Origin of the sequence: Streptomyces sp. YS415 (genome assembly GCF_023544665.1) — a bacterium.
GTDB lineage: Bacteria > Actinomycetota > Actinomycetes > Streptomycetales > Streptomycetaceae > Streptomyces.
This window is the reverse complement of record NZ_JAMJFL010000001.1, coordinates 467,968-493,227: the sequence shown is the minus strand read 5'-3', so window position 1 is coordinate 493,227 and position 25,260 is coordinate 467,968. Positions and strand designations below refer to the sequence as shown.

The window sequence follows — 25,260 nt, the reverse complement described above, 5'->3', positions numbered from 1 at the left end:
GGCCCCCGCTACCCTTGCCGTTCGCCGCCCGGCCCCCGCTCCCCGAGCCGCGCCAGCTGACTCTGGAACCAGTCCAGACGCGCCTGCAACAGCGCTGCCTCGGCGGCGAGTTCGGGCACCCCGAGCGCCTCGGCGGAGGCGACGGCGGCGCCCTTCCCCGCCACCACCCGCAGCCCCTCGCCGGCCAGCCGCGCGAACCCGGCGAGCGAGACGGACGTACGGCCTCGCAGACAGCCCGCGCAGGAGGGGGCGAGGCCCAGCCAGCCGGGCCGGCCCCAGCCCGCGTCGGCCAGCGCGACGGCGACCGCGCCGCATCCGCAGGGGCCGACGGTGGCGGCGCGCACCCGCTGCCGGGCGTAGCGGAAGCCGAGCTCGTAGCGGAGGTAGCGGCCCAGCACCGTGATCTCCAGCAGCACGGCCGCCCGGTGCTCGGCCGTGCACAGCAGCGCCTCGGCGGCCGTACGGTCGTGCACGCAGTGGAAGCCGCAGTCGCAGCGCCGGTGCGGCGCCCGGTGCCCGAGGCCGTAGACGCAGGACGCGTCGGCCAGGACCCCGTACGGCAGCGCGCCGCCGAGCGACACACCGGTGAAGCCCGCCCGGGTGCCGTCGTGGGACAGCACCGGGTGGGCGATCTTGTAGCCGGTCGGCGGCTCCGTCGGGCGTTCCTCCGGAAGCCGGAGCCTCATCGCGCCGCCGGTACCTCTTCGGCGGCCTTCGCTTCCTTCATCTCCTCGACGCACTCGGGGAGTTCGGGCTCTTCGGCGTGGATCAGCGGCCGCTCTTCAGCGACTCCGGTGGCGAGTGCCTTGCCGAGCTTCATGACGCCTCCAGGACCAGGGGTCGTTGACCGTCCAGGCCATGGTCACCCATGGCACCCCGGTTCCGACAGAGGGCCTCGACACCTCACCCGACAGCAATGCTTAGCGATACCTCGTACGAAATTTAAGTGGAGCTTCACTGTCGTGCCGCCGACACTACTCCCATGACGACCACGAACTCCCCCTTCGGCCGGACCCTCTGCGCCATGATCACGCCCTTCACCGAGGAGGGGGCGCTCGATCTCGCCGGGGCGCAGCGGCTCGCCGACCGGCTGGTGGCCGAGGGCTGCGACGGTCTGGTGCTGTCGGGCACCACCGGCGAGTCACCGACCACGTCGGACGAGGAGAAGGCCCTGCTCGTCCGCGCGGTGCGGGAGGCGGTGGGCGGGCGGGCCCCGGTGCTGGCCGGGGTCGGCACCTCCGACACCCGGCACACCGTCGAGCTGGCACAGGCCGCCGAAAAGGCGGGCGCGGACGGGCTGTTGGTGGTGGCGCCGTACTACAGCAAGCCCCCGCAGGACGCACTGGAGGCGCACTTCCGGGAGGTCGCCGACGCCTCGGGGCTGCCGGTCGCGGTCTACGACATCCCCGGCCGCACCGGCGCCCGCGTCGAGCCGGACACCCTGCTCCGGCTCGCCGAGCACCCGAGGATCGTCGCGGTGAAGGACTGCTCCTACGACTTCCTCGCCGCCCAGAAGGTCATGGCGCGCACGGAGTTGGCGTACTACGCGGGCTGCGACGAGCACAACCTCGCGCTGTACGCGGTGGGCGGCACGGGGTACATCAGTACCGTGTCCAATGCGGCGCCCGCCCAACTCCGGGCCGTGCTGGACGCGTTCGACGCGGGCGAGACGGCGCAGGCGGCCCGGCTCCAGCAGCGGGCCACCCCGCTCGTGGAGGCGATGATGGCGGCGGGCCTGCCCGGTTCGGTCACGGCCAAGGCCCTGCTGAACGAGCTGGGCCTGCCCGCGGGCCCGGTCCGCTCCCCCTTGCGTCCCGCCGGCCGCGAGGCGACCGACGGGCTGCTGCGGGCGTACCGGAGCCTGGTGGACGCCTGATCAGGGCCGGGCGAAGACCGGCTCCCAGGACCACTGGAAGGTGTCCCCCTGGGTGCGCGGCCCGCTGAGCCAGCGCACCTCGTCACTGCCGATGGTGACCAGCGCGAGCCTGGGCTCGTACGCCTCCGTGCCCGCGGACCGCTCCCAGGCGATGAGCCGCCGCTCGTCCACCCAGGCGAGGAGTTCGGCGCCGCGCACCTTGGCGATCTCCTTGCCTGTGCGGGGGTCGCGGATCGAGGAGTACGACCGGTCCGGCACCTCCTTGGTCAGGCCGAGCGCGGCGAGCGTGCCGTCCGGGGAGAGCCGGGCGGGGACGTCCGACCTCAGGTGCCGCTCGTCGGCGGGAGCGGCGACCGCGGCCCCCGTGAGGTCGTAGAACGTCTGCATCCCGTCCCGGCCGCCGATGATCCTCGCCTGCACCAGTCGCCCGCTGCGGCTGAACTGGAGGTCCGAGCGGACGTTGACGTCCTGCCCCTCGGTGGAAAGGCGGCGCCAGGGGCCCGCGGTCCCCTGCGCGGGATCCAGGACGACGAAGCCGGTCCGGGGCGTCTCCCCGAAGGGCTCGCGCCAGGCCACGTCGCCCTCCGTGCTGTACGACTTCTCGCGGGCATCGGGATGCCCGTCGTAGGTCGTCGCCAGGAGCTTCGTGCCGTCGTAGGAGTAGGCGAGCCCGCCGACGCCCTGCCGGACCGGGATCCACCGCTCGACCTCCCCCGTCGCAAGGTCGAGCAGCCCGATCCGGCGGGCGGGCAGCGTGCGCTCCAGCACGGCGGCGGTGCGCAGGCCGGGGGCGACGGCGACGAACGACCACCGGGTGTCCTTCTCGTACCGGCCGGTCCCGGGGTCGAGCAGCCAGTAGGTCCGCCGGGCGATGCCGGTCTCGGTGGTCCGCTTCTCGATCTCCGTCGTGTAGTAGGCGGCCAGCACCGCCTGGCCCGCCGCGATCAGGTCGCGGGGCGGCGACTGGTCGGGGTGCGCGCTGGTCGTGTGGCCGCCGTCCAGAAGGCCCGCGGGCCGCACGTCCTCCCTTCGGGAGTCCAGTTGCGGGACGGCGACCGCGAGGGCGACGACGGTCACGGTGGCCGCGGCGGCGGCGGTGATCCTCCGGGTGCGCCGGCGCCGCCGTACGGCCAGCACCCGCTCCGCCCATCCCGGGCCGGCCGGGGGCTGCTCCGCGGCGGTCTCGCGCAGGGCGTCACGGACGAGTTCCTCGACGTTCACGGACGTACCTCCGCGGGAGAGAAGCCGGGCAGGCGATCCGCCGCCGTGAGGGCGGCCAGCTCGGGTGCGAGGGCGCGCAGCCGGGCGAGGGAGCGGTGGGTGGTGGACCGCACGGTGCCGACCGAGCAGCCGAGGAGGGCGGCCACCTCGGCCTCGGGCAGGTCCTCGAAGTAGCGCAGGACCAGCACGGTGCGCTGCCGGGGGGTGAGCCGGGCGAGCGCGCCGCGCATCACCAGCCGCAGGTCGGCGGCGGCGGAGTCGTCGGTCCGGGCGCCCGCGTCGGGCGGTTCGGCGACACTCAGCTCGCGCCGCCGCCACTTCAGCCGCCAGCGGCTGATCTGCTGCCGGTACAGGATCTGCCGGACGTACGCCTCGGGTTCCTCGATCCGGTGCCAGCGTCCGGCCGCCTTGATCAGCGCGTTCTGCAGCAGGTCCTCACCGGCGTGCCGGTCCCCTCCGCTGAGCAGCACCGCGGTCCTCAGCAGCGCGGACGAACGGTTCTCCACGAACTCCCGGAACCCGGCCTGTGCCTCGCCCTCCATCGCCACCTTCACTCCCCCGGCCGGGCCCGCTGCCCGCACCTCCACCGGGGATGACGCGCACGGCGGCGCCCCGCTATGCCAGGTGCCCCGAGAAAATTTTCTGCCGGCGCCGGCACCGCTCCCGTACGGTGACGAGGTGAGCCGCCCCCTGCTCTTCCTGGACGTCGACGGCCCCTTGAACCCCTGGGCCGCCCAGCCCGAGCGCCGCCCGGAGGGTTACACCACGATCCGTGCGACCGTCCGCCCCGGCCGCCCGCTGCGCGTCTGGCTGAACCCCGCCCACGGCCCGTCCCTGCTGGCCCTCGGCTACGACCTGTGCTGGGCCACGACCTGGATGGACGCCGCCAACCGCTGGATCGCCCCGGTGATCGGCCTGCCCGAGCTGCCGTACGTCGACTTCGGCGACGGCCTGTTCGTTGAACGCCCGGACGGGGTGCACTGGAAGACGGCGGCGATCGTCGAGTACGCGGCGGGCCGCCCGTTCGCCTGGGTGGACGACGAACAGAGCGGGGCGGACGACACGTACGTGGCGGACCATCACCCCGGCCCGGCCCTCCTGCACCACGTGAACCCGCGGATCGGCCTGCGGGAGCCGGACCTCACGGCGCTGAGGGAGTTCAGGGCGACTGTGTAGGGGCGCGGGCTCCCATCGGCTCGCGGATTGCCCACGCCCCCGGCACCAGCTAGTTGTGGCTGTGCAGGATCTCGTTCAGGCCGCCCCACACCGCGTTGTTCGGGCGGGCCTCGACCGTTCCCGTGACCGAGTTCCGGCGGAACAGGATGTTCGACGCCCCGGACAGCTCGCGGGCCTTCACGATCTGGCCGTCGGGCATGGTGACGCGCGTGCCGGCGGTGACGTACAGCCCCGCCTCCACCACGCACTCGTCGCCCAGCGCGATGCCGACGCCCGCCTCGGCGCCGATCAGGCACCGCTCGCCGATGGAGATGATCACATTGCCGCCGCCCGACAGCGTGCCCATCGTGGAGGCGCCGCCACCGATGTCCGAGCCGTCCCCGACGACGACGCCGGCGGAGATGCGGCCCTCGACCATCGAGGTACCGAGCGTGCCCGCGTTGAAGTTCACGAAGCCCTCGTGCATGACCGTCGTGCCCTCGGCGAGGTGCGCGCCCAGGCGGACCCGGTCGGCGTCGGCGATGCGGACGCCCTTGGGTGCGACGTAGTCCGTCATGCGCGGGAACTTGTCGACGGACGTCACCTGGAGGTGCAGTCCCTCGGCGCGGGCGTTCAGCCGGACCTTCTCGATGTCGTCGACGGCGACCGGCCCGAGCGAGGTCCAGGCGACGTTCGCGAGGAAGCCGAACATGCCCTCCAGGCTCTGGCCGTGCGGCTTGACCAGGCGGTGGGAGAGCAGGTGCAGCCGCAGGTACACGTCGTGCGCGTCGATCGGCTTCGCGTCGAGCGAGGAAATGACCGTACGGACCGCGACGACCTCGACGCCCCGGCGGGCGTCCGGGCCGATCGCCTTGGCGGCGCCCTCGCCGAGCAGTTCCACGGCCGTCTCGGCGGACAGCCGCTCCGTGCCGGACGGGCCGGGCTCGGCGGCGAGCTCGGGCGCGGGGAACCAGGTGTCGAGGACGGTGCCGTCGGCGGCGATCGTGGCGAGGCCGGCGGCAACGGCGCCGGTGGTGCTGGGTGCAGTCGTGTCGGTCATGAGGGCAACCTAACTTGGCGGGGCCCACGGGGGCGAACCGGTGCGCCCGCCATCTCACGTGCCGGGCGCGCCGCGGGCCAGCTCAGGGCCGCGCGCCCCGCTCACCGTCGCGATTGGGGCGCCGCTGCTGACGGCATCCCCCTTCTTGTTTCAGGTGCCGATGACCCGCCCCAGCACCTCCCGCGCGTACTCCTCGTCGTACGGGGTTCCGGTGAGCAGGACCTGGAGGCAGATCCCGTCCATCAGCGCGACCAGGGCGCGCGCCGTGACCGGGTCCGTGCGCCGGGCCAGCAGTCCGGCGAGGTCGGCCGCCCATTCGGCGGCGACGGGGCGCAGGGCGGGGCGGCGCAGGGCGGCCAGATACAGCTCGTACTCCAGCTCGACGCCGGTGCGGTCGCCCGCCAGCCATTCGCCCATCCACCCGGCGAGTTCGCGGGCGAGATCGGCGTCCGGGTCGTCGAGACCGCCGCGGGAGGCGATGACCTTGGCGAACCCCTCGTTCGCCTGGCGCAGGGCCGCGACCATCAGTTCGTCGAGGGTCGCGAAGTGGTACGTCGTCGAGCCGAGCGGGACATCGGCCCGCGCCGCGACCGAGCGGTGGGTGAGCCCCGCGAGGCCCTTCTCGCCCACGACCCGGATCGCCGCGTCGATGATCCGCTGCCGCCGCTCGGGGTCGTGGCGCCGGGCCATCAGTGCGCGCCGCCCAGGTTCAGCACCACGACCCCCGCGACGATCAGCAGGATCCCCGCGACCTTGGTGACGGTCAGCGCCTCACCGAAGGCCACGAGGCCGATGACGGCGATGCTCGCGGTGCCGACACCGGCCCAGATCGCGTACGCGGCGCCGATCCCCACGGTCTTCAGGGTCTGGGCGAGCAGCGCGAAGGAGACCACGTAGCCGAGCGCCGTCCCGAGCGAGGGCCAGAGCTTGCTGAAACCGGCGCTGTACTTCATGGCGGTGGTCGCGGCCACCTCGGCGGCGATGGCGCCGGCGAGCGTGAGGTATCCCATGTGTACGAGCGTACACAATGAGATCACTTACGAGTGTGAGCTGCCTGCAAAAGGCAATGCCCTCAAAATTTCACAGCGGTCCGGCACCATCGCTCCATGACTCAGTCAACGGAGGAAACGGCGGCCCGGGCGGAGTTTTTCCGGGCCCTTGAGGCAGTTATGGCGGAAGTCGCGCAGGAGAGTGGCACCAAGCCCACACTGGCGAGTATCGCCAAGGCGTCGCGGGTAAGGGGCCGTTCCGCTGTGAGCACGTCGGCAATCAGCGCCTGGAGGAAAGGCGAGCGGCTCCCCTCGTCCTGGTCTGTTCTGGATTCCTTCCTCGGAGCGTTAGAGCAGGCGGCTTCGCTGCCGCGAGGGAAGTTCGATCGGCTCGCTTGGGAGCGGCTGTACCGACGCGCGCAGTGCGAACCCGCTGTCAGTCGGAGCTCGCGAGTGGCCGTGTTTCCCGTCCGAGGTGCCGATCCGCTCGAACTCAAGGTGCACCGAGCGCGCACCTTGGACGATGGCAATGCGCTACCCGCTTACATCCCTCGGGACGTCGACTCCGCAATACAGCGGTCCCTGCACCGGATCGCCGACGCCGGCGGTGTCGTGCTCCTCGTCGGGGACTCCACAGCAGGCAAGACACGCTGCGCCTACGAAGCCATGTCTGCGGTGCTGCCGGACCATCTACTCATCGTGCCGCCACATGTCACGGACCTTGCGGACGCCGTCACCGAAGCCGTCAGCACTGCCCGATCCGGCACTCCCGGCGTCCTCTGGCTCAATGACATGGAGCAGTACCTCGGGCCTGAAGGGTTGACACTCCGGGACCTACGAACCCTGCGCACGGCGCGCACGGTCATTCTCGGCACCATGCGCTCCCGGCTCCGTAAAGAGCTTCCCTCCCACGAGTTGGTGCGGCTCGCCGAGGAGTTCGAAGTGAAGCGGCTATGGTCCCCATCGGAAGTCGCGCGTGCTCGGGAACATCTACGGTCCCGTCCCGACCCTCGGCTGCGCCTGGCCCTCCAGCAGGCGGAGGACTTCGGCATCGCCGAGACGCTGGCCACGGGTCCCCAGTTGTGGCGAGAACTGAGCAGCGCCTCCGTCGTGCACGGCAACCCTCGTGGCGCCGCTTTGGTACGAGCCGCTATCGACCTCGCACTGGCAGGCCTCACGGAACCACTGCCCACCGACCTATTGGCCGAACTGCACGAGCGCTACCTGCCAGGCCGCAACAAACAGCTCATCGCTCCCGAGCCCTTCGATGCCGCCCTTGCCTGGGCGACGACGCCTCGTGACGCGGTGACACGCATGCTGGTCCCCGAGGGCGGCGGGCTGAAGCCGTTCGATTACCTGCTCGACGCGCACCTCAGAGATCGGGAGCCCTCACCGAACCTGATTCCCGAAGAGATCTGGGAGATCGTTCTCAACCACGGTTCCGAGAGGCACCAGCGCTTCGACATTGCCCTGTCCGCGTATGCCAACGACCGGATGGACATTGGCCGACGCGCCCTTCAGCCGCTGGTGGAAGCGGAGGACGTGGCCACGTTCCGCACTCTGGGACTTCTCTACGAGAGGAGCGACACGACAGAGGCGGTGCATTGGTTCCAGCTCGCCGTCGATGGGGGAGACGTCCTGTCTCTCCGTCTCATGGGTAATCTCCACTTCCGCAAACGGGACAGGAGGACTGCGAGCCTGTGGTATCGGCGGGCTGCAGAGGCCGGCGACGAGGTGACACAGTCGTACTACAACTACCCGGGTGTGGACAGACGACCGATACCCGAAGAGCTTGCCCCGCCCGCGGCACCCGAGAGCAATGCGGACAGAGAAGACTGGGACGACGACGAGGAGTACGGCCCGACGGCTCGTACCCTGACCGTGCTGGAGGCCGCACTCGACATCGTGTCCGACATGGCGAGGCAGTCACTTGAGGAGATCGACGACCGCCCGGTCGATCTAGGTGATAACTACGCGCTTATATTCAGCGACCTACCGGTCCTCACGTGGCGCCAGGACGCCCAATGGCGTCGCGAAATGGTGCGCTGTTTCGAGGACTTGGCCGACGACATCAGAGCCGGTCGATGGCCACGTCCCAGGTGCACGGGCGAGGAGATGGCACTGCACATAGGCATCGACCACGCGTCCAGCATGGTGGTGGACGATGTCGAGCTGGTCACCTCGTTCGTGGAGGGCATCCCGCCGCATCACAAGGACTGGGATTGGAACCTCTGTCTCAGCCTGCTGCTCGAGGACACCGACGTGTTATTCCTCTACGAACCCTGGTCACAGGGCATCGAGGACTCCGACCATCACCTCAACCAGATGATGGGCATGGCGAACCTCGAAGCCGCGTACTGGTTCGAGCCCTTCTACGAGGACCGTGCACGCGACCCTGACCGGGCGTTCCGACCTTGAGCGCCATCCCGCCGGGAAAACCCGCGCGCCGGGTATGACCTGGGTAAACGCTCTTCTACGGCATATGGAAGGTGGTTATCTACCGCCCGTTCGGGTTCCGTGGGCAGCACGCGATCGCAACCAGCCCGCCACCCGCAGAGAGGCTCAGTCACATGTTCTTCCTCCACGAATTCCTGCTCATCGTCAGCGTGCCGCTGGCCATGACACTCGCACTTCTCGTCGGTCACCTGGCCACGCTCCGGGGCTTGCGAGGAAGTCAGCGCGTGGCCGCCTTTCGGATCTTCACCAACGCGGTGAAGCGCCGCCGCTGACAACACGAAGGGGCCCGGCGCACTGCCGGGCCCCTTCGCAGGTTCGTCCAACCGGTCTCAGACGTTGAACCCGAGCGCCCGAAGCTGCTCGCGGCCGTCGTCCGTGATCTTGTCCGGGCCCCACGGCGGCATCCAGACCCAGTTGATGCGCAGCTCGTTGACGAGGCCGTCCGTGGCGGACTTGGCCTGGTCCTCGATGACATCCGTCAGCGGACAGGCCGCCGAGGTCAGGGTCATGTCGATCGTCGCGATGTTCGCGTCGTCGATGTGGATGCCGTAGATCAGGCCGAGGTTGACCACGTCGATCCCCAGCTCGGGGTCGACGACGTCGTACAGCGCCTCGCGGACTTCTTCCTCCGAGGCCGGCTTCATCTCAACGGTCTCGCTCATGCCGTCTTCCTTTCCGCGTCGGCTCCGCCCAGGGCCTGGGCCGTTGCGTCCTTCCACGCCATCCAGCTCAGGAGAGCGCACTTGACCCGCGCCGGGTACTTGGAGACGCCCGCGAACGCGACCGCGTCCTCCAGGACCTCCTCCATCGCGTCATCGGGCTCGATCTTCCCCTTCGACTGCATCAGCTCCAGGAAGGTCTCCTGGATCTTCTGCGCGTCGGAGAGGTCCTTGCCGACCAGCAGGTCGTTCAGCACCGAGGCCGAGGCCTGGCTGATCGAGCAGCCCTGACCCTCGTACGAGACGTCCTCGACCCTCGTGCCGTCGTACTTCACGCGCAGGGTGATCTCGTCGCCGCACGTCGGGTTGACGTGGTGCACCTCGGCATCGCCATCCCTCAGACCACGCCCGTGCGGGTTCTTGTAGTGGTCCAGGATGACTTCCTGGTACATCGAGTCCAGCTTCATGCGATCGCTCGTCCCGTCCCTCAGCCGAAGAAGTTCCGCACGTGCTCCAGGCCGTCCACCAGAGCGTCGATCTCGGCCGGCGAGGAGTACAGATAGAACGACGCTCGCGTGGTCGCAGGAATTCCGTACCGCAGGCAGACCGGACGGGCGCAGTGGTGGCCCACCCGGACCGCGATGCCCTGCTCGTCCAGCACCTGGCCCACGTCGTGCGGGTGGATGTCCCCGAGCGTGAAGGAGATCGCCGCGCCCCGGTCCTCGGCCGTGGTGGGGCCGATGATCCTGAGGTCGGGGACCTCCTGAAGGCGCCGCACCGCGTACTCGGTGAGCGCGTGCTCGTGGGCGAGGATCTTGTCCATGCCGATCGAGTTCAGGTAGTCGATGGCCGCGCCCATGCCGACCGCCTGCGCGATCGGCGGGGTGCCCGCCTCGAACTTGTGCGGGGCGGGAGCGTACGTCGACGAGTGCATCGACACCGTCTCGATCATCTCGCCGCCGCCGAGGAACGGAGGCAGGTCCTCCAGCAGCTCCTGGCGGCCCCACAGGACACCGATGCCGGTCGGGCCGCACATCTTGTGGCCGGTGAAGGCCACGAAGTCGGCCTGGAGGGCCTGCACGTCCAGCGGCATGTGCGGGGCGGCCTGGGAGGCGTCGATGCAGACGAGGGCACCGACCTCCTGGGCGCGCCGGATGATCGTCTCGACCGGGTTGACCGTGCCCAGGATGTTGGAGACCAGCACGAAGGAGACGATCTTCGTCTTCTCGGTGATGATCTCGTCGATGTTGGACAGGTCGAGCCGGCCGTCGTCGGTCAGGCCGAACCACTTCAGCTTCGCGCCCGTGCGCTGCGCGAGCAGCTGCCACGGCACGATGTTGGAGTGGTGCTCCATCTCCGTGATGACGATCTCGGTCTCGGCGTCCACGCGGTAGGGCTCGTCGGCCCAGCCCAGCATGTTCGCCACGAGGTTCAGCGACTCCGAGGCGTTCTTGGTGAAGATCACCTCGTTGCGGCTGGGCGCGTTGATGAACTCGGCGACCTTGTCGCGCGCGCCCTCGTACAGCGCCGTGGCCTCCTCGGCGAGCACATGCACACCGCGGTGGACGTTGGCGTTGTAGCGCTCGTAGTACTCGCTCAGGGCGTCCAGCACCTGGCGCGGCTTCTGCGAGGTCGCCGCGTTGTCCAGGTACACGAGCTTCCGGTCGTCGTGGACCATGCGGTCCAGGATCGGGAAGTCCTTGCGGATCGCCTCGGTGTCGAGGAGGCCCGGCAGCTGCGTCACGCTGATGCCCCGCCCTTCGTGTATACCTCGTAGCCCTCGTTCTCCAGCTTGTCGGCGAGCTCGGCGCCGCCGGACTCGACGATGCGGCCCGCGGAGAAGACGTGGACGTAGTCGGGCTTGATGTAGCGCAGGATGCGCGTGTAGTGCGTGATCAGCAGGGTGCCGACCTCGCCGGTCTCGCGGACCCGGTTGACGCCCTCGGAGACGACGCGCAGGGCGTCGACGTCGAGGCCGGAGTCGGTCTCGTCGAGGATGGCGACCTTCGGCCTGAGCAGCTCCAGCTGGAGAATCTCGTGGCGCTTCTTCTCACCGCCGGAGAAGCCCTCGTTGACGTTGCGCTCGGCGAAGGCGGGGTCCATGTTGAGGCGCTCCATGGCCTCCTTGACCTCCTTCACCCAGGTGCGCAGCTTGGGGGCCTCGCCGCGGATGGCGGTGGCGGAGGTGCGGAGGAAGTTCGACACGGACACACCGGGAACCTCGACCGGGTACTGCATGGCGAGGAACAGGCCGGCGCGGGCGCGCTCGTCGACGGACATCTCCAGGACGTCCTCGCCGTCGAGGGTGACGGTGCCGCCGGTGATCGTGTACTTGGGGTGACCGGCGAGCGAGTAGGCGAGGGTCGACTTGCCCGAGCCGTTGGGGCCCATGATGGCGTGCGTCTCGCCCTGCTTCACGGTGAGGTCGACACCCTTGAGGATTTCCTTCGTGCCGTTCTCGACCTCGACGGTGACGTGCAGGTCTCGGATTTCAAGCGTAGCCATGGGTGCCTCAGGACTCCTGGGTGAGGGAGACGAGCACGTCGTCCCCTTCGATCTTTACGGGGTATACGGGGACGGGGCGCGTCGCGGGAAGGCCGGACGGCTTGCCGGTGCGGAGGTCGAACGCGGAGCCGTGCAGCCAGCACTCGATCTGGCAGTCCTCCACCTCGCCCTCGGAGAGCGAGACGTTCGCGTGGGAGCAGATGTCGTGGATGGCGAACACCTCCCCCTCGGTACGGACGACCGAGACCGGCGTGCCGTCGAGTTCCACCCGCTTCGGGGTGTCCTCCTCCAGCTCGCTCAGCCCACAGGCGCGTACGAAAGCCATCAGACCGTGGCCTCCAGCTCCTCGTCGATCTTCACGAGGAGCCGCTCCTCGATGTCGTCGACACCGATCTGCTGGACCAGCTCGGCGAAGAAGCCGCGGACCACGAGGCGGCGGGCGTCGTGCTCCGGGATGCCGCGGGCCATCAGGTAGAAGAGCTGCTCGTCGTCGAAGCGGCCGGTGGCGGAGGCGTGTCCGGCGCCGACGATCTCGCCGGTCTCGATCTCCAGGTTCGGCACCGAGTCGACGCGGGCGCCGTCGGTGAGGACCAGGTTCCGGTTCATCTCGTAGGTGTCGGTGCCCTCGGCCTTGGCCTCGATGAGCACGTCACCGATCCAGACCGCGTGCGCCGCCTCGCCCTGGAGCGCGCCCTTGTAGACGACGTTCGACTTGCAGTGCGGGGTGTTGTGGTCGACCAGCAGGCGGTGCTCCTGGTGCTGGCCGGCGTCGGTGAAGTACAGCCCGAGCAGCTCGGCCTCGCCGCCGGGGCCCGCGTAGGTGACGCGCGGGTGCAGCCGTACGAGGTCGCCGCCGAAGGTCACCACGACCGACTTGAAGCTCGCGTCCCGCCCGATCAGGGCGTTGTGCTGAGCGACGTGCACGGCCTTGTCGTCCCAGTCCTGGACGCAGACGACGGTGAGCTTGGCGCCGTCGCCCAGGAGGTAGTCGACGTTGGCGGCGAGCACCGCGTCACCGGTGTGGTCGATGACCACCACGGCCTCGGCGAAGGCGCCCAGCTCGATGACCTGGTGGGCGAAGGCGGTGCCGCCCTCGCCGTGCACCGCGATGCGGATCGGCTCGGTGAGCACGGTCTCCTTCGGCACGGTCACGACCGAGGCCTTCTCGAAGGCGGAGTACGCCTGGGCCGCGATGCGGTCCACGGGGGTGCCCGCCCGGCCGAGCCGCGCGTCGTCGCGGCCGACGGTCTCGACGACGACACCCTCGGGCGCCTCGACGGTGACCTTCACGCCGTCGCCGGTGGCGGTGGCGGTGCCGTCGTGCAGGCCGCGCAGGCGCTCCAGCGGGGTGAACCGCCACTCCTCCTCACGGCCGTGGGGCACCGGGAAGTCCGCCACGTCGAAGGACGGGGGCGCGCTCATGCGCGTGGCGACGGTCGACTCGGCGGCCACCGCGATCTGGCCCGCGGTGGTGGACCCCACGGGGATGTTCTGAGCCTCAGCCATGGCTGTCGGTCTGCTCTCTTCCTACGTCAGAATTCGCTAACTGCTGATCGGGGGCGGGTCTTAACCGACCGCGCCTTCCATCTGCAGCTCGATCAGCCGGTTGAGCTCGAGGGCGTACTCCATGGGCAGCTCCTTGGCGATCGGCTCGACGAAGCCGCGCACGATCATCGCCATCGCCTCGAACTCGCTCAGACCGCGGCTCATCAGGTAGAAGAGCTGGTCCTCGGAGACCTTGGAGACGGTCGCCTCGTGGCCCATGGACACGTCGTCCTCGCGGACGTCCACGTAGGGGTACGTGTCCGAGCGGGAGATGGTGTCGACGAGCAGCGCGTCGCACAGCACGTTCGACTTGGAGCCGTGGGCGCCCTCGCCGATCTCCACCAGACCGCGGTAGGAGGTACGGCCGCCGCCGCGCGCCACCGACTTGGAGACGATGTTGGAGGAGGTGTTCGGCGCCATGTGGACCATCTTGGAGCCGGCGTCCTGGTGCTGGCCCTCGCCGGCGAAGGCGATGGACAGGGTCTCGCCCTTGGCGTGCTCGCCCATCAGGTAGACGGCCGGGTACTTCATCGTCACCTTGGAGCCGATGTTGCCGTCGATCCACTCCATGGTCGCGCCCTCGTACGCCACGGCGCGCTTGGTGACCAGGTTGTAGACGTTGTTCGACCAGTTCTGGATGGTCGTGTACCGGCAGCGGGCGTTCTTCTTGACGATGATCTCGACGACCGCGGAGTGCAGCGAGTCCGACTTGTAGATCGGGGCGGTGCAGCCCTCGACGTAGTGCACGTAGGCACCCTCGTCGACGATGATCAGGGTCCGCTCGAACTGGCCCATGTTCTCCGTGTTGATGCGGAAGTAGGCCTGGAGCGGGATCTCGACGTGCACGCCCGGCGGCACGTAGATGAAGGAGCCGCCCGACCACACGGCCGTGTTCAGGGAGGCGAACTTGTTGTCACCGACCGGGATGACGGTCCCGAAGTACTCCTTGAAGAGCTCCGGGTGCTGCTTCAGGGCCGTGTCGGTGTCGAGGAAGATGACGCCCTGCTCCTCCAGGTCCTCGCGGATCTGGTGGTAGACGACCTCGGACTCGTACTGGGCGGCGACACCGGCGACGAGGCGCTGCTTCTCGGCCTCCGGGATGCCCAGCTTGTCGTAGGTGTTCTTGATGTCCTCGGGCAGGTCCTCCCAGGACTCCGCCTGCTTCTCCGTGGAGCGCACGAAGTACTTGATGTTGTCGAAGTCGATCCCCGACAGGTCCGAGCCCCAGTTCGGCATGGGCTTCTTGTCGAACAGACGCAGACCCTTGAGACGGAGCTTGGTCATCCACTCCGGCTCGGACTTCTTCGCGGAGATGTCCTTGACCACGTCCTCGCTCAGACCGCGCTTCGCAGAGGCGCCGGCCACGTCGGAGTCGGCCCAGCCGTATTCGTAGGTGCCCAGGCCCTCGAGCTCAGGGTGGGCAGTCTCCGTGGGGAGAGTCATGCGGGGTTCCTCCCGGCCGTGCTTGCAGATGCGTTGGAAATCTTGGGGATGAACGTCGTGCAGACGCCGTCGCCGTGCGCGATGGTCGCCAGTCGCTGGACGTGGGTGCCGAGCAGCTGGGAGAAGATCTCGGTCTCCGCCTCGCAGAGCTGCGGGAACTTTTCCGCGACATGGGCGACGGGGCAGTGGTGCTGGCACAGCTGTTCGCCGACCGGGGCGCTACGCGCGGTAGCAGCGTACCCGTCCGCGCTCAGGGCCCTGGCCAGGGCTTCGGTCCGCTCCTCGGGGGCGGCGGCCTCGATGGCCTCGCGGTACGCGGCCGCCTGCTCGGCGATCCTCGCGCGGGCGAAGGCGACGACGACCTCGTCCCCGCCGAACCGCTCCTGCATGAAGCGCAGGGCGTCCGCGGCGAGCTTGTCGTAGGACTGGTCGAAGGCGTCGCGTCCGCAGTCGGTGAGCGCGAAGACCTTGGCGGGGCGGCCCCGGGTCCGGGCGCCGTACACCCGCTGCTCGCGCGCTTCGACGACGTCGTCGACGACCAGGGCGTCCAGATGCCGTCGTACGGCTGCCTGGGTGAGCCCCAGCCGGGCGGCCAGCTCGGCGACGGTCGACGGGCCGTGATCCAGGATGGACCGCGCGACCCGGTTGCGGGTGGACCGCTCACCGGTCGCGAGCTCCTCGTGGGCCTCGCCGACGTTTTTCACAACGCCATTGTTGCGTAATTCCTCAGACTCCGGCAAGCGGCGCTCGAACCCGTGGACGGTGCCCTGCGTCACTTAGGTATACCTAAGGTGACCTGGGAAAACGATCTTTCCGCCCCGGCGGATCCGCACCCGGCGGCCCGGGCGGCCGGGCGGCTACCTAGACTCTTGAGCCATGCGAACTGACCCCGTGGTCCAGGTCCGGGCCCTGGTGAAGCGGTACGGCAAGAAGACCGCGGTGGACGGCCTCGACCTGGTGGCCCGGGCGGGCGTGACCGCCGTACTGGGGCCCAACGGCGCGGGCAAGACGACCACGGTCGAGACCTGCGAGGGGTACCGCGAACCGGACTCCGGGACGGTGCGGGTGCTGGGCCTCGACCCGGTACGGGAGTCCGCCGGACTCCGCCCGCGGATCGGCGTCATGCTCCAGTCCGGAGGCGTGTACTCGGGCGCCCGGGCCGACGAGATGCTCCGCCACGTGGCCAGGCTGCACGCACACCCCCTCGACGTGGACACCCTCATCGAGCGGCTCGGCCTCGGCAGCTGCGGCCGGACCACCTACCGGCGGCTCTCCGGCGGCCAGCAGCAGCGGCTCGCGCTCGCCATGGCCGTCGTGGGCCGCCCCGAGCTGGTGTTCCTGGACGAGCCGACCGCGGGGCTCGATCCGCAGGCCCGCCGCTCGGCCTGGGACCTGGTGCGCGATCTGCGCGCCGACGGCGTCTCCGTCATCCTCACCACCCACTACATGGACGAGGCCGAGCAGCTCGCCGACGACGTGGCCATCATCGACGCCGGCCGGGTCATCGCCCAGGGCTCCCCCGAGCAGCTGTGCCGCGGCGGCGCCGAGAACACCCTCCGCTTCTCCGGCCGCCCAGGCCTGGACGTCCACTCCCTGCTCAAGGCGCTCCCCGCCGACTGCACGGCCGCCGAGCTGACCCCGGGCTCGTACCGGGTGGCCGGGAAGGTCGACCCGCAACTGCTCGCGACGGTCACCTCCTGGTGCGCCCAGCACGGGGTGATGCCGGACCGGATCTCGGTGGAGCGGCACACCCTGGAAGACGTCTTCCTGGAGCTCACAGGCAAGGAACTGCGCTCATGACCGCCGGTACGTACACGCCGAGGCCCGGAGCCGCCCCGCTCCCCCGCATGATCATGGCGCAGGCCGCGCTGGAGACGAGGATGCTCCTGCGCAACGGCGAGCAGCTGCTGCTCACCGTGATCATCCCGACCCTGCTGCTGGTGCTGTTCTCCACGGTCGACATCGTCGACACCGGCGAGGGCGAGGCCGTGGGCTTCCTCGCCCCCGGCATCCTCGCGCTCGCGGTGATGTCGACCGCGTTCACCGGCCAGGCCATCGCCACCGGCTTCGAGCGGCGCTACGGCGTCCTGAAGCGGCTGGCCGCCTCCCCGCTCCCGCGTTGGGGCCTGATGACGGCGAAGACGCTGTCGGTGCTGGTCACCGAGGTCCTCCAGGTGCTCCTGGTGACGGTGATCGCCTTCGCGCTCGGCTGGGACCCGCAGGGCAGTCCGGTGGCCGTGGTGCTCCTGCTGATCCTGGGCACGGCCGCCTTCTCCGGCCTGGGCCTGCTGATGGCGGGCACGCTCAAAGCGGAGGCCACGCTCGCCGCCGCCAACCTGGTCTTCCTGCTGCTGCTCATGTGCGGCGGGGTCGTCGTGCCGCTGGACAGGTTCCCGGAGGCGGCGCAGGACGTGCTCGGGCTGCTGCCGATCGCTGCGCTGTCGGACGGGCTGCGGGACGTGCTGCGGCACGGGTCCGGGATGCCCTGGGCCGACCTGGGGATCCTCGCGGTGTGGGCGGTGGCCGGGCTGGCCGCGGCGGGGAAGTTCTTCCGCTGGGAGTGAGCCGGTCCCGGGACCCTCGTGAAAGCGTGCACAAGCCCGGGCCTACGATAGGTCGCGTGCCGAATCTGACCCGCGCCGACGCCCTCGCGGCCGTGCGCAACCCGCTCGCCTTCATCGCCGCACGCTGGACCCCCGAGCCGAGGACGGTTCAGCGGGCGGCGCTGGCCGCACTCGTCATGTCGGTGGTCATCGTGGTCACCGGCGGTGCGGTGCGGCTGACCGGATCCGGGCTCGGCTGCCCCACCTGGCCGAAGTGCACCGAGGACTCGATCAACAACACCGCCGAGATGGGCATCCACGGCTACATCGAGTTCGGCAACCGCCTGCTGACGTACGTGCTGTGCGCCGCCGTCGGCTGGGCGATCATCGCCGCCCGCTCCGCGAAGCCGTACCGGCGCGGCCTGACCCGGCTGGGCTGGACGCAGTTCTGGGTGGTGATGGGCAACGCCATCCTCGGCGGGATCGTCGTGCTCGTCGGCCTGAACCCGTACACGGTCGCCGCGCACTTCCTGCTGTCCTCGGCGCTGATCGCGGTCGCCACGGTGATGTGGCAGCGCACCCGGGAGGGCGACACCGAACCGCGTCCGCTGGTGGGCAAGGCGGTGCAGCAGCTGGTCTGGGTCCTGGTCGCGGCGAGCGTGCTGCTGATCGCGGTCGGCACGGTCGTGACCGGTGCGGGGCCGCACGCGGGCGACTCCAGCGAGGTCGAGCGGATGCCGCTGGACTGGGAGAGCGTGAGCAAGCTGCACGCGGTCCTGGCCTGGATCGTGGTGACCCTGACCTTCGCCCTGTGGTTCGTTCTCAAGGCGGTCGACGCGCCCAAGGGCCCGTTGGCCCGCACCCGGGACCTGTTCCTGATCCTGCTGGCCCAGGGTGCCGTCGGCTACGTCCAGTACTTCACGGACCTGCCCGAGGTCCTGGTCGGCCTCCACATGTTCGGCTCCTGCCTGGTGTGGATCGCGACCCTCCGGGTCCTGCTGTCGCTGCGGGAGCGCCCGGAGACGGCACTGCCCGAACTGCCCGCTCAGCAGCCCGACGCGGTCAGCGCGTCGATGGCCGGACCGAGGTAGTCCCGCGTCAGCGCGGCCCTGCGCGCCGTCCACTCCTCGGTGGGCGGTGCGGGGTTGTCGTAGCGGCGCCCGCGGATGTCCTCGACGACCTCGACGGGCGCCCCGAGCCCCGGCAGCAGCGCCAGGGCGTCGCGCTTGGAGATCAGCCGACGCCCTGCCGACCCTGGACCGCCAGTACTCCCGCCTCTCGCGCAGCATGAAGTGTCACCGAGCTCGCGGTACGGCACCGGCGTGAGCGGTGCCTCGGGCGCGCGCCCGTGCAGCACCCGCCCGAAGGCGTGCAGTTCCCGCCGGGTCACCGGGGTGACCGGCCGCTTGAAGAGCTCCTGGTGCGCCCAGGTCAGGTGGGCGCGGTCCCGGGTCGTCCGCTGCTCGACCGGTTCGTCCGTGCCCTGGCGGCTGTGGACCCCGTGGCCGTCTGGGCCCACGGCTCCCCCGCCGTGGGCGACTAACAGCAGGACTGCAGTGATCTGGACCTGATCGCGGTATTGCCCGCCTCTGTATCGCCGAGCGTCCTGTGGGGGATCGCGCTCCTGCACGCCCGGCTGAGCTTCTCGGTCTGCATCCGCCCAGTCTGGACAGCTCAGTCCAGCCCGTACACCCGCCGGGCGTTCCCCGCCGCGATCAGGCCCGCCACGCGCTGGGCGTCCGCCAGGGACCAGGCGTCGTCCGCGACCCACGTGCCGAGGACCCGCGCCAGGGCCTCGCGGAAGAGGCGGGCGCCCACGACATGGAGTTCCGGGAGTTCCTGGCCGCCGCTGGAGAAGAGGATCTTGCCGAAGGGGGCGAGTTCCAGGATCTCCGCGAGGACCGTCGCCGCGCGGGCGCCGGTGCGGACCAGGGCGGCGCCCGAGTCGGCGTAGACATGGGGGAAGACGCCGGCCAGGTGGGCGGCGTGGCGGTGGTAGGGGTAGCCGTGCAGCAGGACCAGGTCCGTGCCGAGGCCCGCCGTGGCGCGCACGAAGTCCGTGAGCAGCACCGGATCCGTCCGGTCGATGCGCACGCCCGGCTCGCCCAGTCCCGCGTGCAGCTGGAGCGGCAGCCCCGAGGCCACCGCGCTCCACAGCAGGTGCCGCAGCAGCACCGGGTCGGTCACCTCGCCGCCCACCCGGCGCCCGGCCAGCCAGCGGCCCGCCGCGCCGCGCACCTCGCCGGGCCCCGGCGGCTCCGGCGCCAGCGCGAGTCCGTGCCGTACGCCCGCGACCGAGGTGAACGCGACCGCGTGCGCGGCGGCGCCGTGCACCGATTCGGCGAGGTTGGCCAGGAAGGACTCGACGGTTCCCGAGGTGTCGGCGACCTGCTCCGCGAGGAGTTCCAGGCGCACGATCTCGTGCGCCCGCGCATCCCCGGTGCTGGCCAGTTCGTCGGGTCCGGTGAGGTCGCCGGGGACTCCGGTGTCGACCAGGTACGTGGTGATGCCGCTGCCGCGCAGCAGTCGCCGGCCCGCCTCCAGGACGCCGAGTTCACGGCGCCGGGCGAGGTAGCGGGCGGGCGGGCAGTGCGGTTCCAGGCCGAGCAGCGGGGGGCACCAGCGCCGTACGGCGAAACCGGTCTGCGTGTCGAAGAGGGTCGTGCCGGGGGCGGGCGGGCCCTCGGTACGGGCGAGTCGGGCCTCGAAGGTGCCGAGGCCCAGCTCGGTGCGGAGCACTCCGTGGCAGTACTGGTCCACCAGGGACGGCGTTTCGATCATCCCGGACTCCCCGTGCTCGCCTTTACGGGGCTTAACGGGTGAACCGGTGCCGGGGGTGCGGCCGGGATTCCTCAGCCGGCCGGAATGCCTCAGCCGTTCTTCGGGCCGCCGACCTGGATTCCGGCCATCCGGGACCATTCGTACGGCCCCGTCTTCACCTTCGCTGCGAACTCGCCGTCGAATTCCTCGTGAACAGTGATGCCCGCCTGCCGCACCGCCTGTTCGGCGATGGCATACGTCGGGGCCACCAGGTCGCCCCAGGAGCCGTCCTCGCCGACGAGGACGATCCGGGCACCGCGCTCGCCGAGATAGGCCACCTGGCCCTCGGCGCCGCCGTGTGCCTTGGAGAAGGCGCCGATCTGCCGGGCCAGCTTGGCCGCCCGGCGCTCGGCCTTCGCGTCAACCGCTTGCGTGTCTGCCATGGCCAGGATGCTACCGACGGGTAAATCAAAGGGCGATCCCGGGGCGGAGTGACCCTTACCTCAGGAAGGGGTCCACCGCGACGGCCACGAACAGCAGCGAGACATAGGTGATGGACCAGTGGAACAGCCGCATCTCCTTCAGCTTCGCGCCCGTCACCTCGGCCTTCGCCCGGTTCTGCAGGGCGTGCGCCTCCCACAGCCACCAGCCGCCCGCCACCAGGGCGACCAGCGTGTAGAACCAGCCCGTGTAGCCGAGCGGGGTCAGCAGCAGCGAGACGGCGACCATGACCCAGCTGTAGAGCACGATCTGCTTGGCGACGGTCTTGTTGGAGGCGACGACCGGGAGCATCGGTACGCCCACGCGCGCGTAGTCCTCGCGCACCTTCATCGACAGCGGCCAGTAGTGCGGCGGCGTCCAGAAGAACATGACGAGGAACAGGATGACCGGCGCCCAGGACAGGGTGTTGGTGACCGCGGACCAGCCGATCAGCACCGGCATGCAGCCCGCGATGCCGCCCCACACGATGTTCTGCGAGGTGCGGCGCTTGAGGATCATCGTGTAGACGACGACGTAGAAGAGGAGCGCGCCGAGGGCGAGCCAGGCGCTCAGCCAGTTGACGGTCAGGCCGAACAGCAGCGTGGAGACGACCGCCAGGGTGATGCCGAAGGCCAGGCACTCGCGCGGGCTGACCATGCCGGTGACCAGGGGGCGCTGCGAGGTGCGGTCCATCAGCGCGTCGATGTCGCGGTCGATGTACATGTTGAGCGCGTTCGCGCCGCCCGCGGAGAGATAGCCGCCGAGGCAGGTGAGCAGGACGAGGCCGAGATCGGGCACGCCCTGCTCCGCCAGGAACATCACCGGAACGGTGGTGATCAGCAGCAGCTCGATGATCCGCGGCTTGGTCAGCGCCACGAACGCCTTGACCCGGGCCCCGATCGGCCGCCGGCTCGGGCTCTGGCTCGTCCCGATAATCCCCGCTGGACGGGATTCAACGGCCGTCACGCACACCCCTGACAGAGACATCCCAGCAAGCCTCCCGGTGTGAAGTCCCGGTAAAGGCTCGCGCGTACCACGCCACTGTAGACGTTGCCCAGACCCCGGCATTCGCGGGGGTGGCCTCGTGTTGGCACGCTCCGCCGGAAGAGCCGGTCGGCACTCCATTGAGCACTCGTTCGAGCGGCTTCGTATTCACTTGCCGAACGCGGTACGGACCAGTCGGGAGGCGGATACCGACGAGTCCCGGCAGTCTGTAATGACTCGAAAAAACGCACGTACATACGGGGGTAGGCTCGACAACGGCCGGGGCGCCCCGTGCACCGGCAATTCGACATGCGTGACATGTGGAGAGGAGCCCTGACCCAGGGTGAGCACCAAGCCGACCACCACAGACCTCGAGTGGACCGAACTGGACCAGCGGGCCGTGGACACCGCCCGCGTCCTGGCCGCCGACGCCGTACAGAAGGTCGGCAACGGCCATCCCGGTACGGCGATGAGCCTTGCGCCCGCCGCGTACACCCTCTTCCAGAAGGTGATGCGGCATGACCCGGCGGACGCCGACTGGGTCGCCCGGGACCGCTTCGTGCTGTCCGCGGGCCATTCGTCCCTGACCCTCTACACCCAGCTGTACCTGGCCGGCTTCGGCCTGGAGCTGGACGATCTGAAGTCCTTCAGGACGTGGGGCTCGAAGACCCCCGGTCACCCGGAGTACGGCCACACCACGGGCGTGGAGACCACGACCGGCCCGCTCGGCCAGGGTGTCGCCAACGCGGTGGGCATGGCGATGGCCGCCCGCTACGAGCGCGGTCTGTTCGACCCGGAGGCTCCCGCGGGCGAGTCGCCGTTCGACCACTACATCTACTGCATCGCCGGTGACGGCTGCCTCCAGGAGGGCATCTCCGCCGAGGCGTCCTCCCTCGCCGGCCACCAGCGGCTCGGCAACCTGATCCTGCTGTGGGACGACAACCACATCTCGATCGAGGGCGACACCGAGACGGCCGTCTCCGAGGACACCGTCAAGCGCTACGAGGCCTACGGCTGGCATGTGCAGCGCGTCGAGCCGCAGGCCAACGGCGACCTCGACCCGGCCGCGCTCTACGCCGCCCTCCAGGAGGCGAAGGCCGTCACCGACCGGCCGTCGTTCATCGCGATGCGCTCGATCATCGCCTGGCCGGCCCCGAACGCCCAGAACACCGAGGCCGCGCACGGCTCGGCGCTCGGCGACGACGAGGTCGCGGCCACCAAGCGCGTCCTCGGCTTCGACCCCGAGCAGAGCTTCGAGGTCGCCGACGAGGTGATCGACCACACCCGCCAGGCGCTGGAGCGCGGCCGTCAGGCCAAGGCGGAGTGGGAGAAGTCCTTCCAGGAGTGGCGCAACAACAACCCGGAGCGCGCGGCGCAGTTCGACCGCATCAGCAAGGGCGAGCTGCCCGAGGGCTGGGAGTCGGCGATCCCGGTGTTCGAGCCCGGCAAGGGCGTCGCCACCCGCGCCGCGTCCGGCAAGATCCTCCAGGCGCTCGGCCCGGTGCTCCCGGAGCTGTGGGGCGGCTCGGCCGACCTGGCCGGCTCCAACAACACGACGATCGACAAGACGTCGTCGTTCCTCCCGGCGGACAACCCGCTGCCGGAGGCGAACCCGTACGGGCGCACGATCCACTTCGGCATCCGCGAGCACTCCATGGCCGCGGAGATGAACGGCATCACGCTGCACGGCAACACGCGCGTCTACGGCGGCACCTTCCTGGTGTTCTCCGACTACATGCGCAACGCCGTGCGTCTGTCGGCCCTGATGCACCTGCCGGTGACGTACGTGTGGACGCACGACTCGATCGGCCTCGGCGAGGACGGCCCCACCCACCAGCCGGTCGAGCACCTGGCCTCGCTGCGCGCCATCCCGGGCCTGAACGTGGTCCGCCCGGCCGACGCCAACGAGACCGCCATCGCCTGGCGGGAGATCCTCAAGCGCTACACGAAGGTCTTCGGCAAGGGTGCCCCGCACGGACTGGCGCTGACCCGCCAGGGCGTGCCGACGTACGAGCCCAACGAGGACGCCGCCAAGGGCGGTTACGTCCTGTTCGAGGCCTCGACGGGGACGCCCGAGGTGATCCTGATCGCCACCGGTTCCGAGGTGCACGTGGCCGTCGGGGCGCGCGAGCGGCTGGAGGCCGACGGGGTGCCGACGCGGGTCGTGTCGATGCCGTCCGTGGAGTGGTTCGAGGAGCAGGACCAGGGGTACCGGGACAGCGTTCTGCCCCCCGCGGTCAGGGCGCGTGTCGCGGTCGAGGCCGGCATCGGGCTCACCTGGCACAAGTACGTCGGGGACGCCGGTCGGATCGTTTCCCTGGAGCACTTCGGTGCTTCGGCCGACGGCAAGGTCCTTTTCGAGGAGTACGGCTTCACTGCGGAGAACGTGGCCGCGAAGGCGCGGGAATCCCTCGCCGCCGCCCAGCGCTGACGCTCACATACGACACGTAGGAGATGTAATTCCATGACAGACGCACTCAAGCGCCTCTCCGAGGAGGGCGTCGCGATCTGGCTGGACGACCTGTCGCGCAAGCGGATCACGTCCGGCAACCTCGCCGAGCTGATCGACCAGCAGCACGTCGTGGGCGTCACCACCAACCCGTCCATCTTCCAGAAGGCCATCTCGCAGGGCGACGGCTACGACCAGCAGCTGTCGGACCTCGCCGCCCGCAAGGTGACCGTCGAAGAGGCCGTCCGCATGATCACCACGGCGGACGTCCGCGACGCCGCCGACATCCTGCGCCCGGTCTTCGACGCCACCGACGGCCAGGACGGCCGTGTGTCGATCGAGGTCGACCCGCGGCTGGCCCACCACACCAAGCCGACGGTCGCCGAGGCCAAGCAGCTGGCCTGGCTGGTGGACCGGCCCAACACGCTGATCAAGATTCCGGCCACGATGGGCGGCCTGCCGGCCATCACCGAGGTCATCGGCCTCGGCATCAGCGTCAACGTCACGCTGATCTTCTCGCTGGAGCGTTACCGCCAGGTCATGGACGCCTACCTGTCGGGCCTGGAGCAGGCCAAGGAGAAGGGTCTCGACCTCTCCAAGATCCACTCGGTGGCGTCCTTCTTCGTGTCCCGCGTGGACACCGAGATCGACAAGCGGCTGGACGCGCTCGGCACCGACGAGGCCAAGGCCGCCCGCGGCAAGGCCGGCGTCGCCAACGCCCGGCTTGCCTACCAGGCGTACGAGGAGGTCTTCTCCTCGGACCGCTGGCTGGCGCTGGAGAAGGCGGGCGCCAACAAGCAGCGTCCGCTGTGGGCCTCCACCGGTGTGAAGGACCCGGCCTACAAGGCGACCCTGTACGTCGACGAGCTGGTCGCGCCGAACACGGTGAACACCATGCCGGAGGCCACGCTGCAGGCCACCGAGGAGGGCGGCCAGATCCGCGGCAACGCCGTCGCCGGCACCTACGAGCAGGCCCGCGCCGAACTCGACGCCGTCGAGAAGCTCGGGATCTCGTACGACGAGGTGGTGCAGCTGCTGGAGGACGAGGGCGTCGAGAAGTTCGAGGCGTCCTGGAACGACCTGCTGAAGTCGACCGAGGCGGAGCTTCAGCGCCTCGCCCCCTCGGAGGGCTGA

The 25,260-nt window shown here is 70.0% G+C and carries 27 protein-coding genes and 1 pseudogene; 9 read left to right on the top strand and 19 right to left on the bottom strand.

What is annotated here, in order from left to right; all coding sequences use genetic code 11:
• Positions 1-8: 8 nt before the first annotated feature.
• Positions 9-686, bottom strand: coding sequence for a hypothetical protein (locus M8H82_RS02255; protein ID WP_250070571.1), 678 nt, complete (start codon positions 684-686; stop codon positions 9-11).
• The gene (locus M8H82_RS02250) at positions 683-820 is read right to left on the bottom strand and encodes a hypothetical protein (RefSeq protein ID WP_250070570.1); all 138 of its coding nucleotides are present in this window, start codon (positions 818-820) and stop codon (positions 683-685) included. Before M8H82_RS02250 ends, M8H82_RS02255 begins: the two co-directional genes overlap by 4 nt.
• A gap of 162 nt (positions 821-982) precedes the next feature.
• Between M8H82_RS02250 and dapA the strand changes: the two genes are divergently transcribed.
• A complete protein-coding gene (dapA, locus tag M8H82_RS02245) occupies positions 983-1,876 on the top strand; it encodes a 4-hydroxy-tetrahydrodipicolinate synthase (RefSeq protein ID WP_250070569.1) in 894 nt (297 codons plus the stop codon).
• Here the strand turns inward: dapA and M8H82_RS02240 are convergent, their stop codons facing one another.
• Positions 1,877-3,097, bottom strand: coding sequence for a WD40 repeat domain-containing protein (locus M8H82_RS02240; RefSeq protein WP_250070568.1), 1,221 nt, complete (start codon positions 3,095-3,097; stop codon positions 1,877-1,879).
• Positions 3,094-3,639, bottom strand: a complete 546-nt coding sequence (locus M8H82_RS02235) for a SigE family RNA polymerase sigma factor (protein WP_250070757.1) — start codon at positions 3,637-3,639, stop codon at positions 3,094-3,096. The genes M8H82_RS02240 and M8H82_RS02235 overlap by 4 nt, the downstream gene beginning before the upstream one ends.
• A 136-nt stretch (positions 3,640-3,775) precedes the next feature.
• On the opposite strand from M8H82_RS02235, the gene M8H82_RS02230 reads away from it, so the two are divergent.
• Positions 3,776-4,273 carry a hypothetical protein gene (locus M8H82_RS02230; RefSeq protein WP_250070567.1) on the top strand — a complete coding sequence of 166 codons (498 nt, stop codon included), beginning with the start codon at positions 3,776-3,778 and terminating at the stop codon, positions 4,271-4,273.
• Between the two features lie 49 nt (positions 4,274-4,322).
• On the opposite strand, the gene dapD is transcribed toward M8H82_RS02230, so the two are convergent.
• From dapD to M8H82_RS02215, 3 genes are all read right to left on the bottom strand, one after another.
• Positions 4,323-5,312 (bottom strand): 2,3,4,5-tetrahydropyridine-2,6-dicarboxylate N-succinyltransferase, encoded by a 990-nt coding sequence (dapD, locus tag M8H82_RS02225; RefSeq protein WP_250070566.1) that lies wholly within the window; start codon positions 5,310-5,312, stop codon positions 4,323-4,325.
• Positions 5,313-5,462: 150 nt separating this feature from the next.
• A complete protein-coding gene (locus M8H82_RS02220; RefSeq protein WP_250070565.1) occupies positions 5,463-6,002 on the bottom strand; it encodes a TetR/AcrR family transcriptional regulator in 540 nt (179 codons plus the stop codon).
• A complete protein-coding gene (locus M8H82_RS02215; protein ID WP_250070564.1) occupies positions 6,002-6,322 on the bottom strand; it encodes a multidrug efflux SMR transporter in 321 nt (106 codons plus the stop codon). Before M8H82_RS02215 ends, M8H82_RS02220 begins: the two co-directional genes overlap by 1 nt.
• A gap of 96 nt (positions 6,323-6,418) precedes the next feature.
• On the opposite strand from M8H82_RS02215, the gene M8H82_RS02210 reads away from it, so the two are divergent.
• On the top strand, positions 6,419-8,719 hold the full coding sequence (locus M8H82_RS02210) for a hypothetical protein (RefSeq protein ID WP_250070563.1): 2,301 nt from the start codon (positions 6,419-6,421) through the stop codon (positions 8,717-8,719).
• Positions 8,720-8,871: 152 nt separating this feature from the next.
• Positions 8,872-9,030 carry a hypothetical protein gene (locus tag M8H82_RS02205; RefSeq protein WP_250070562.1) on the top strand — a complete coding sequence of 53 codons (159 nt, stop codon included), beginning with the start codon at positions 8,872-8,874 and terminating at the stop codon, positions 9,028-9,030.
• A gap of 57 nt (positions 9,031-9,087) precedes the next feature.
• Here the strand turns inward: M8H82_RS02205 and M8H82_RS02200 are convergent, their stop codons facing one another.
• Genes M8H82_RS02200 through M8H82_RS02165 form a run of 8 tightly spaced genes read right to left on the bottom strand, consistent with a single transcriptional unit; the run spans position 9,088 to position 15,614 of the window.
• Complete coding sequence (locus M8H82_RS02200; protein ID WP_073494514.1) at positions 9,088-9,420, bottom strand: metal-sulfur cluster assembly factor; 333 nt, start codon at positions 9,418-9,420, stop codon at positions 9,088-9,090.
• Complete coding sequence (sufU, locus tag M8H82_RS02195; RefSeq protein WP_250070561.1) at positions 9,417-9,884, bottom strand: Fe-S cluster assembly sulfur transfer protein SufU; 468 nt, start codon at positions 9,882-9,884, stop codon at positions 9,417-9,419. The genes M8H82_RS02200 and sufU overlap by 4 nt, the downstream gene beginning before the upstream one ends.
• A gap of 20 nt (positions 9,885-9,904) precedes the next feature.
• A complete protein-coding gene (locus M8H82_RS02190; protein ID WP_250070560.1) occupies positions 9,905-11,161 on the bottom strand; it encodes a cysteine desulfurase in 1,257 nt (418 codons plus the stop codon).
• The gene (sufC, locus tag M8H82_RS02185; RefSeq protein ID WP_250070558.1) at positions 11,158-11,922 is read right to left on the bottom strand and encodes a Fe-S cluster assembly ATPase SufC; all 765 of its coding nucleotides are present in this window, start codon (positions 11,920-11,922) and stop codon (positions 11,158-11,160) included. Before sufC ends, M8H82_RS02190 begins: the two co-directional genes overlap by 4 nt.
• Positions 11,923-11,929: 7 nt before the next feature.
• Positions 11,930-12,247, bottom strand: a complete 318-nt coding sequence (locus tag M8H82_RS02180; protein WP_067258562.1) for a non-heme iron oxygenase ferredoxin subunit — start codon at positions 12,245-12,247, stop codon at positions 11,930-11,932.
• Positions 12,247-13,428 carry a Fe-S cluster assembly protein SufD gene (gene sufD, locus M8H82_RS02175; RefSeq protein WP_250070557.1) on the bottom strand — a complete coding sequence of 394 codons (1,182 nt, stop codon included), beginning with the start codon at positions 13,426-13,428 and terminating at the stop codon, positions 12,247-12,249. Before sufD ends, M8H82_RS02180 begins: the two co-directional genes overlap by 1 nt.
• A gap of 60 nt (positions 13,429-13,488) precedes the next feature.
• Entirely contained in the window at positions 13,489-14,910 is a 1,422-nt protein-coding gene (gene sufB, locus M8H82_RS02170) for a Fe-S cluster assembly protein SufB (RefSeq protein WP_250070555.1), read from the bottom strand.
• A complete protein-coding gene (locus M8H82_RS02165; RefSeq protein WP_250070554.1) occupies positions 14,907-15,614 on the bottom strand; it encodes a metalloregulator ArsR/SmtB family transcription factor in 708 nt (235 codons plus the stop codon). The genes sufB and M8H82_RS02165 overlap by 4 nt, the downstream gene beginning before the upstream one ends.
• Positions 15,615-15,786: 172 nt before the next feature.
• Here M8H82_RS02165 and M8H82_RS02160 point away from each other — a divergent pair, with 172 nt between their 5' ends.
• The 3 genes from M8H82_RS02160 to M8H82_RS02150 all read left to right on the top strand — a co-directional run bounded on the left by M8H82_RS02160 (position 15,787) and on the right by M8H82_RS02150 (position 18,544).
• Positions 15,787-16,710 (top strand): ABC transporter ATP-binding protein, encoded by a 924-nt coding sequence (locus M8H82_RS02160; protein WP_250070553.1) that lies wholly within the window; start codon positions 15,787-15,789, stop codon positions 16,708-16,710.
• The gene (locus M8H82_RS02155) at positions 16,707-17,474 is read left to right on the top strand and encodes an ABC transporter permease (protein ID WP_250070552.1); all 768 of its coding nucleotides are present in this window, start codon (positions 16,707-16,709) and stop codon (positions 17,472-17,474) included. Before M8H82_RS02160 ends, M8H82_RS02155 begins: the two co-directional genes overlap by 4 nt.
• A gap of 65 nt (positions 17,475-17,539) precedes the next feature.
• Complete coding sequence (locus M8H82_RS02150) at positions 17,540-18,544, top strand: heme A synthase (protein ID WP_250070756.1); 1,005 nt, start codon at positions 17,540-17,542, stop codon at positions 18,542-18,544.
• Here M8H82_RS02150 and M8H82_RS02145 read toward each other — a convergent pair.
• The 4 genes and pseudogenes from M8H82_RS02145 to M8H82_RS02125 all read right to left on the bottom strand — a co-directional run.
• Positions 18,499-18,900 (bottom strand): annotated as a pseudogene (locus M8H82_RS02145) (nucleotidyltransferase); the annotation flags it as partial. The gene M8H82_RS02150 and the pseudogene M8H82_RS02145 overlap by 46 nt on opposite strands.
• A 227-nt stretch (positions 18,901-19,127) precedes the next feature.
• Positions 19,128-20,234: an amidohydrolase family protein gene (locus tag M8H82_RS02135; RefSeq protein ID WP_250070551.1), complete on the bottom strand. Its 1,107-nt coding sequence runs from the start codon at positions 20,232-20,234 to the stop codon at positions 19,128-19,130.
• An 89-nt stretch (positions 20,235-20,323) separates the two neighbouring features.
• Positions 20,324-20,656, bottom strand: coding sequence for a hypothetical protein (locus tag M8H82_RS02130; protein WP_250070550.1), 333 nt, complete (start codon positions 20,654-20,656; stop codon positions 20,324-20,326).
• Between the two features lie 55 nt (positions 20,657-20,711).
• Positions 20,712-21,680 carry a heme o synthase gene (locus tag M8H82_RS02125; RefSeq protein ID WP_284048354.1) on the bottom strand — a complete coding sequence of 323 codons (969 nt, stop codon included), beginning with the start codon at positions 21,678-21,680 and terminating at the stop codon, positions 20,712-20,714.
• 340 nt (positions 21,681-22,020) lie between these two features.
• On the opposite strand from M8H82_RS02125, the gene tkt reads away from it, so the two are divergent.
• Positions 22,021-24,108 carry a transketolase gene (tkt, locus tag M8H82_RS02120; RefSeq protein ID WP_250070549.1) on the top strand — a complete coding sequence of 696 codons (2,088 nt, stop codon included), beginning with the start codon at positions 22,021-22,023 and terminating at the stop codon, positions 24,106-24,108.
• A 33-nt stretch (positions 24,109-24,141) separates the two neighbouring features.
• On the top strand, positions 24,142-25,260 hold the full coding sequence (tal, locus tag M8H82_RS02115; protein WP_250070547.1) for a transaldolase: 1,119 nt from the start codon (positions 24,142-24,144) through the stop codon (positions 25,258-25,260).

Coding starts and splice junctions, on each gene's coding strand:
- sufD (WP_250070557.1), bottom strand. CDS start 13,428: ATGGCTGAGGCTCAGAACATCCCCGTGGGGTCCACCACCGCGGGCCAG.
- M8H82_RS02250 (WP_250070570.1), bottom strand. CDS start 820: ATGAAGCTCGGCAAGGCACTCGCCACCGGAGTCGCTGAAGAGCGGCCG.
- M8H82_RS02130 (WP_250070550.1), bottom strand. CDS start 20,656: ATGGCAGACACGCAAGCGGTTGACGCGAAGGCCGAGCGCCGGGCGGCC.
- M8H82_RS02180 (WP_067258562.1), bottom strand. CDS start 12,247: ATGGCTTTCGTACGCGCCTGTGGGCTGAGCGAGCTGGAGGAGGACACC.
- sufC (WP_250070558.1), bottom strand. CDS start 11,922: ATGGCTACGCTTGAAATCCGAGACCTGCACGTCACCGTCGAGGTCGAG.
- M8H82_RS02205 (WP_250070562.1), top strand. CDS start 8,872: ATGTTCTTCCTCCACGAATTCCTGCTCATCGTCAGCGTGCCGCTGGCC.
- M8H82_RS02200 (WP_073494514.1), bottom strand. CDS start 9,420: ATGAGCGAGACCGTTGAGATGAAGCCGGCCTCGGAGGAAGAAGTCCGC.
- M8H82_RS02135 (WP_250070551.1), bottom strand. CDS start 20,234: ATGATCGAAACGCCGTCCCTGGTGGACCAGTACTGCCACGGAGTGCTC.
- M8H82_RS02255 (WP_250070571.1), bottom strand. CDS start 686: ATGAGGCTCCGGCTTCCGGAGGAACGCCCGACGGAGCCGCCGACCGGC.
- M8H82_RS02215 (WP_250070564.1), bottom strand. CDS start 6,322: ATGGGATACCTCACGCTCGCCGGCGCCATCGCCGCCGAGGTGGCCGCG.
- M8H82_RS02160 (WP_250070553.1), top strand. CDS start 15,787: ATGCGAACTGACCCCGTGGTCCAGGTCCGGGCCCTGGTGAAGCGGTAC.
- tal (WP_250070547.1), top strand. CDS start 24,142: ATGACAGACGCACTCAAGCGCCTCTCCGAGGAGGGCGTCGCGATCTGG.
- sufB (WP_250070555.1), bottom strand. CDS start 14,910: ATGACTCTCCCCACGGAGACTGCCCACCCTGAGCTCGAGGGCCTGGGC.
- M8H82_RS02155 (WP_250070552.1), top strand. CDS start 16,707: ATGACCGCCGGTACGTACACGCCGAGGCCCGGAGCCGCCCCGCTCCCC.
- M8H82_RS02125 (WP_284048354.1), bottom strand. CDS start 21,680: ATGTCTCTGTCAGGGGTGTGCGTGACGGCCGTTGAATCCCGTCCAGCG.
- dapA (WP_250070569.1), top strand. CDS start 983: ATGACGACCACGAACTCCCCCTTCGGCCGGACCCTCTGCGCCATGATC.
- sufU (WP_250070561.1), bottom strand. CDS start 9,884: ATGAAGCTGGACTCGATGTACCAGGAAGTCATCCTGGACCACTACAAG.
- dapD (WP_250070566.1), bottom strand. CDS start 5,312: ATGACCGACACGACTGCACCCAGCACCACCGGCGCCGTTGCCGCCGGC.
- M8H82_RS02220 (WP_250070565.1), bottom strand. CDS start 6,002: ATGGCCCGGCGCCACGACCCCGAGCGGCGGCAGCGGATCATCGACGCG.
- M8H82_RS02210 (WP_250070563.1), top strand. CDS start 6,419: ATGACTCAGTCAACGGAGGAAACGGCGGCCCGGGCGGAGTTTTTCCGG.
- M8H82_RS02235 (WP_250070757.1), bottom strand. CDS start 3,639: ATGGAGGGCGAGGCACAGGCCGGGTTCCGGGAGTTCGTGGAGAACCGT.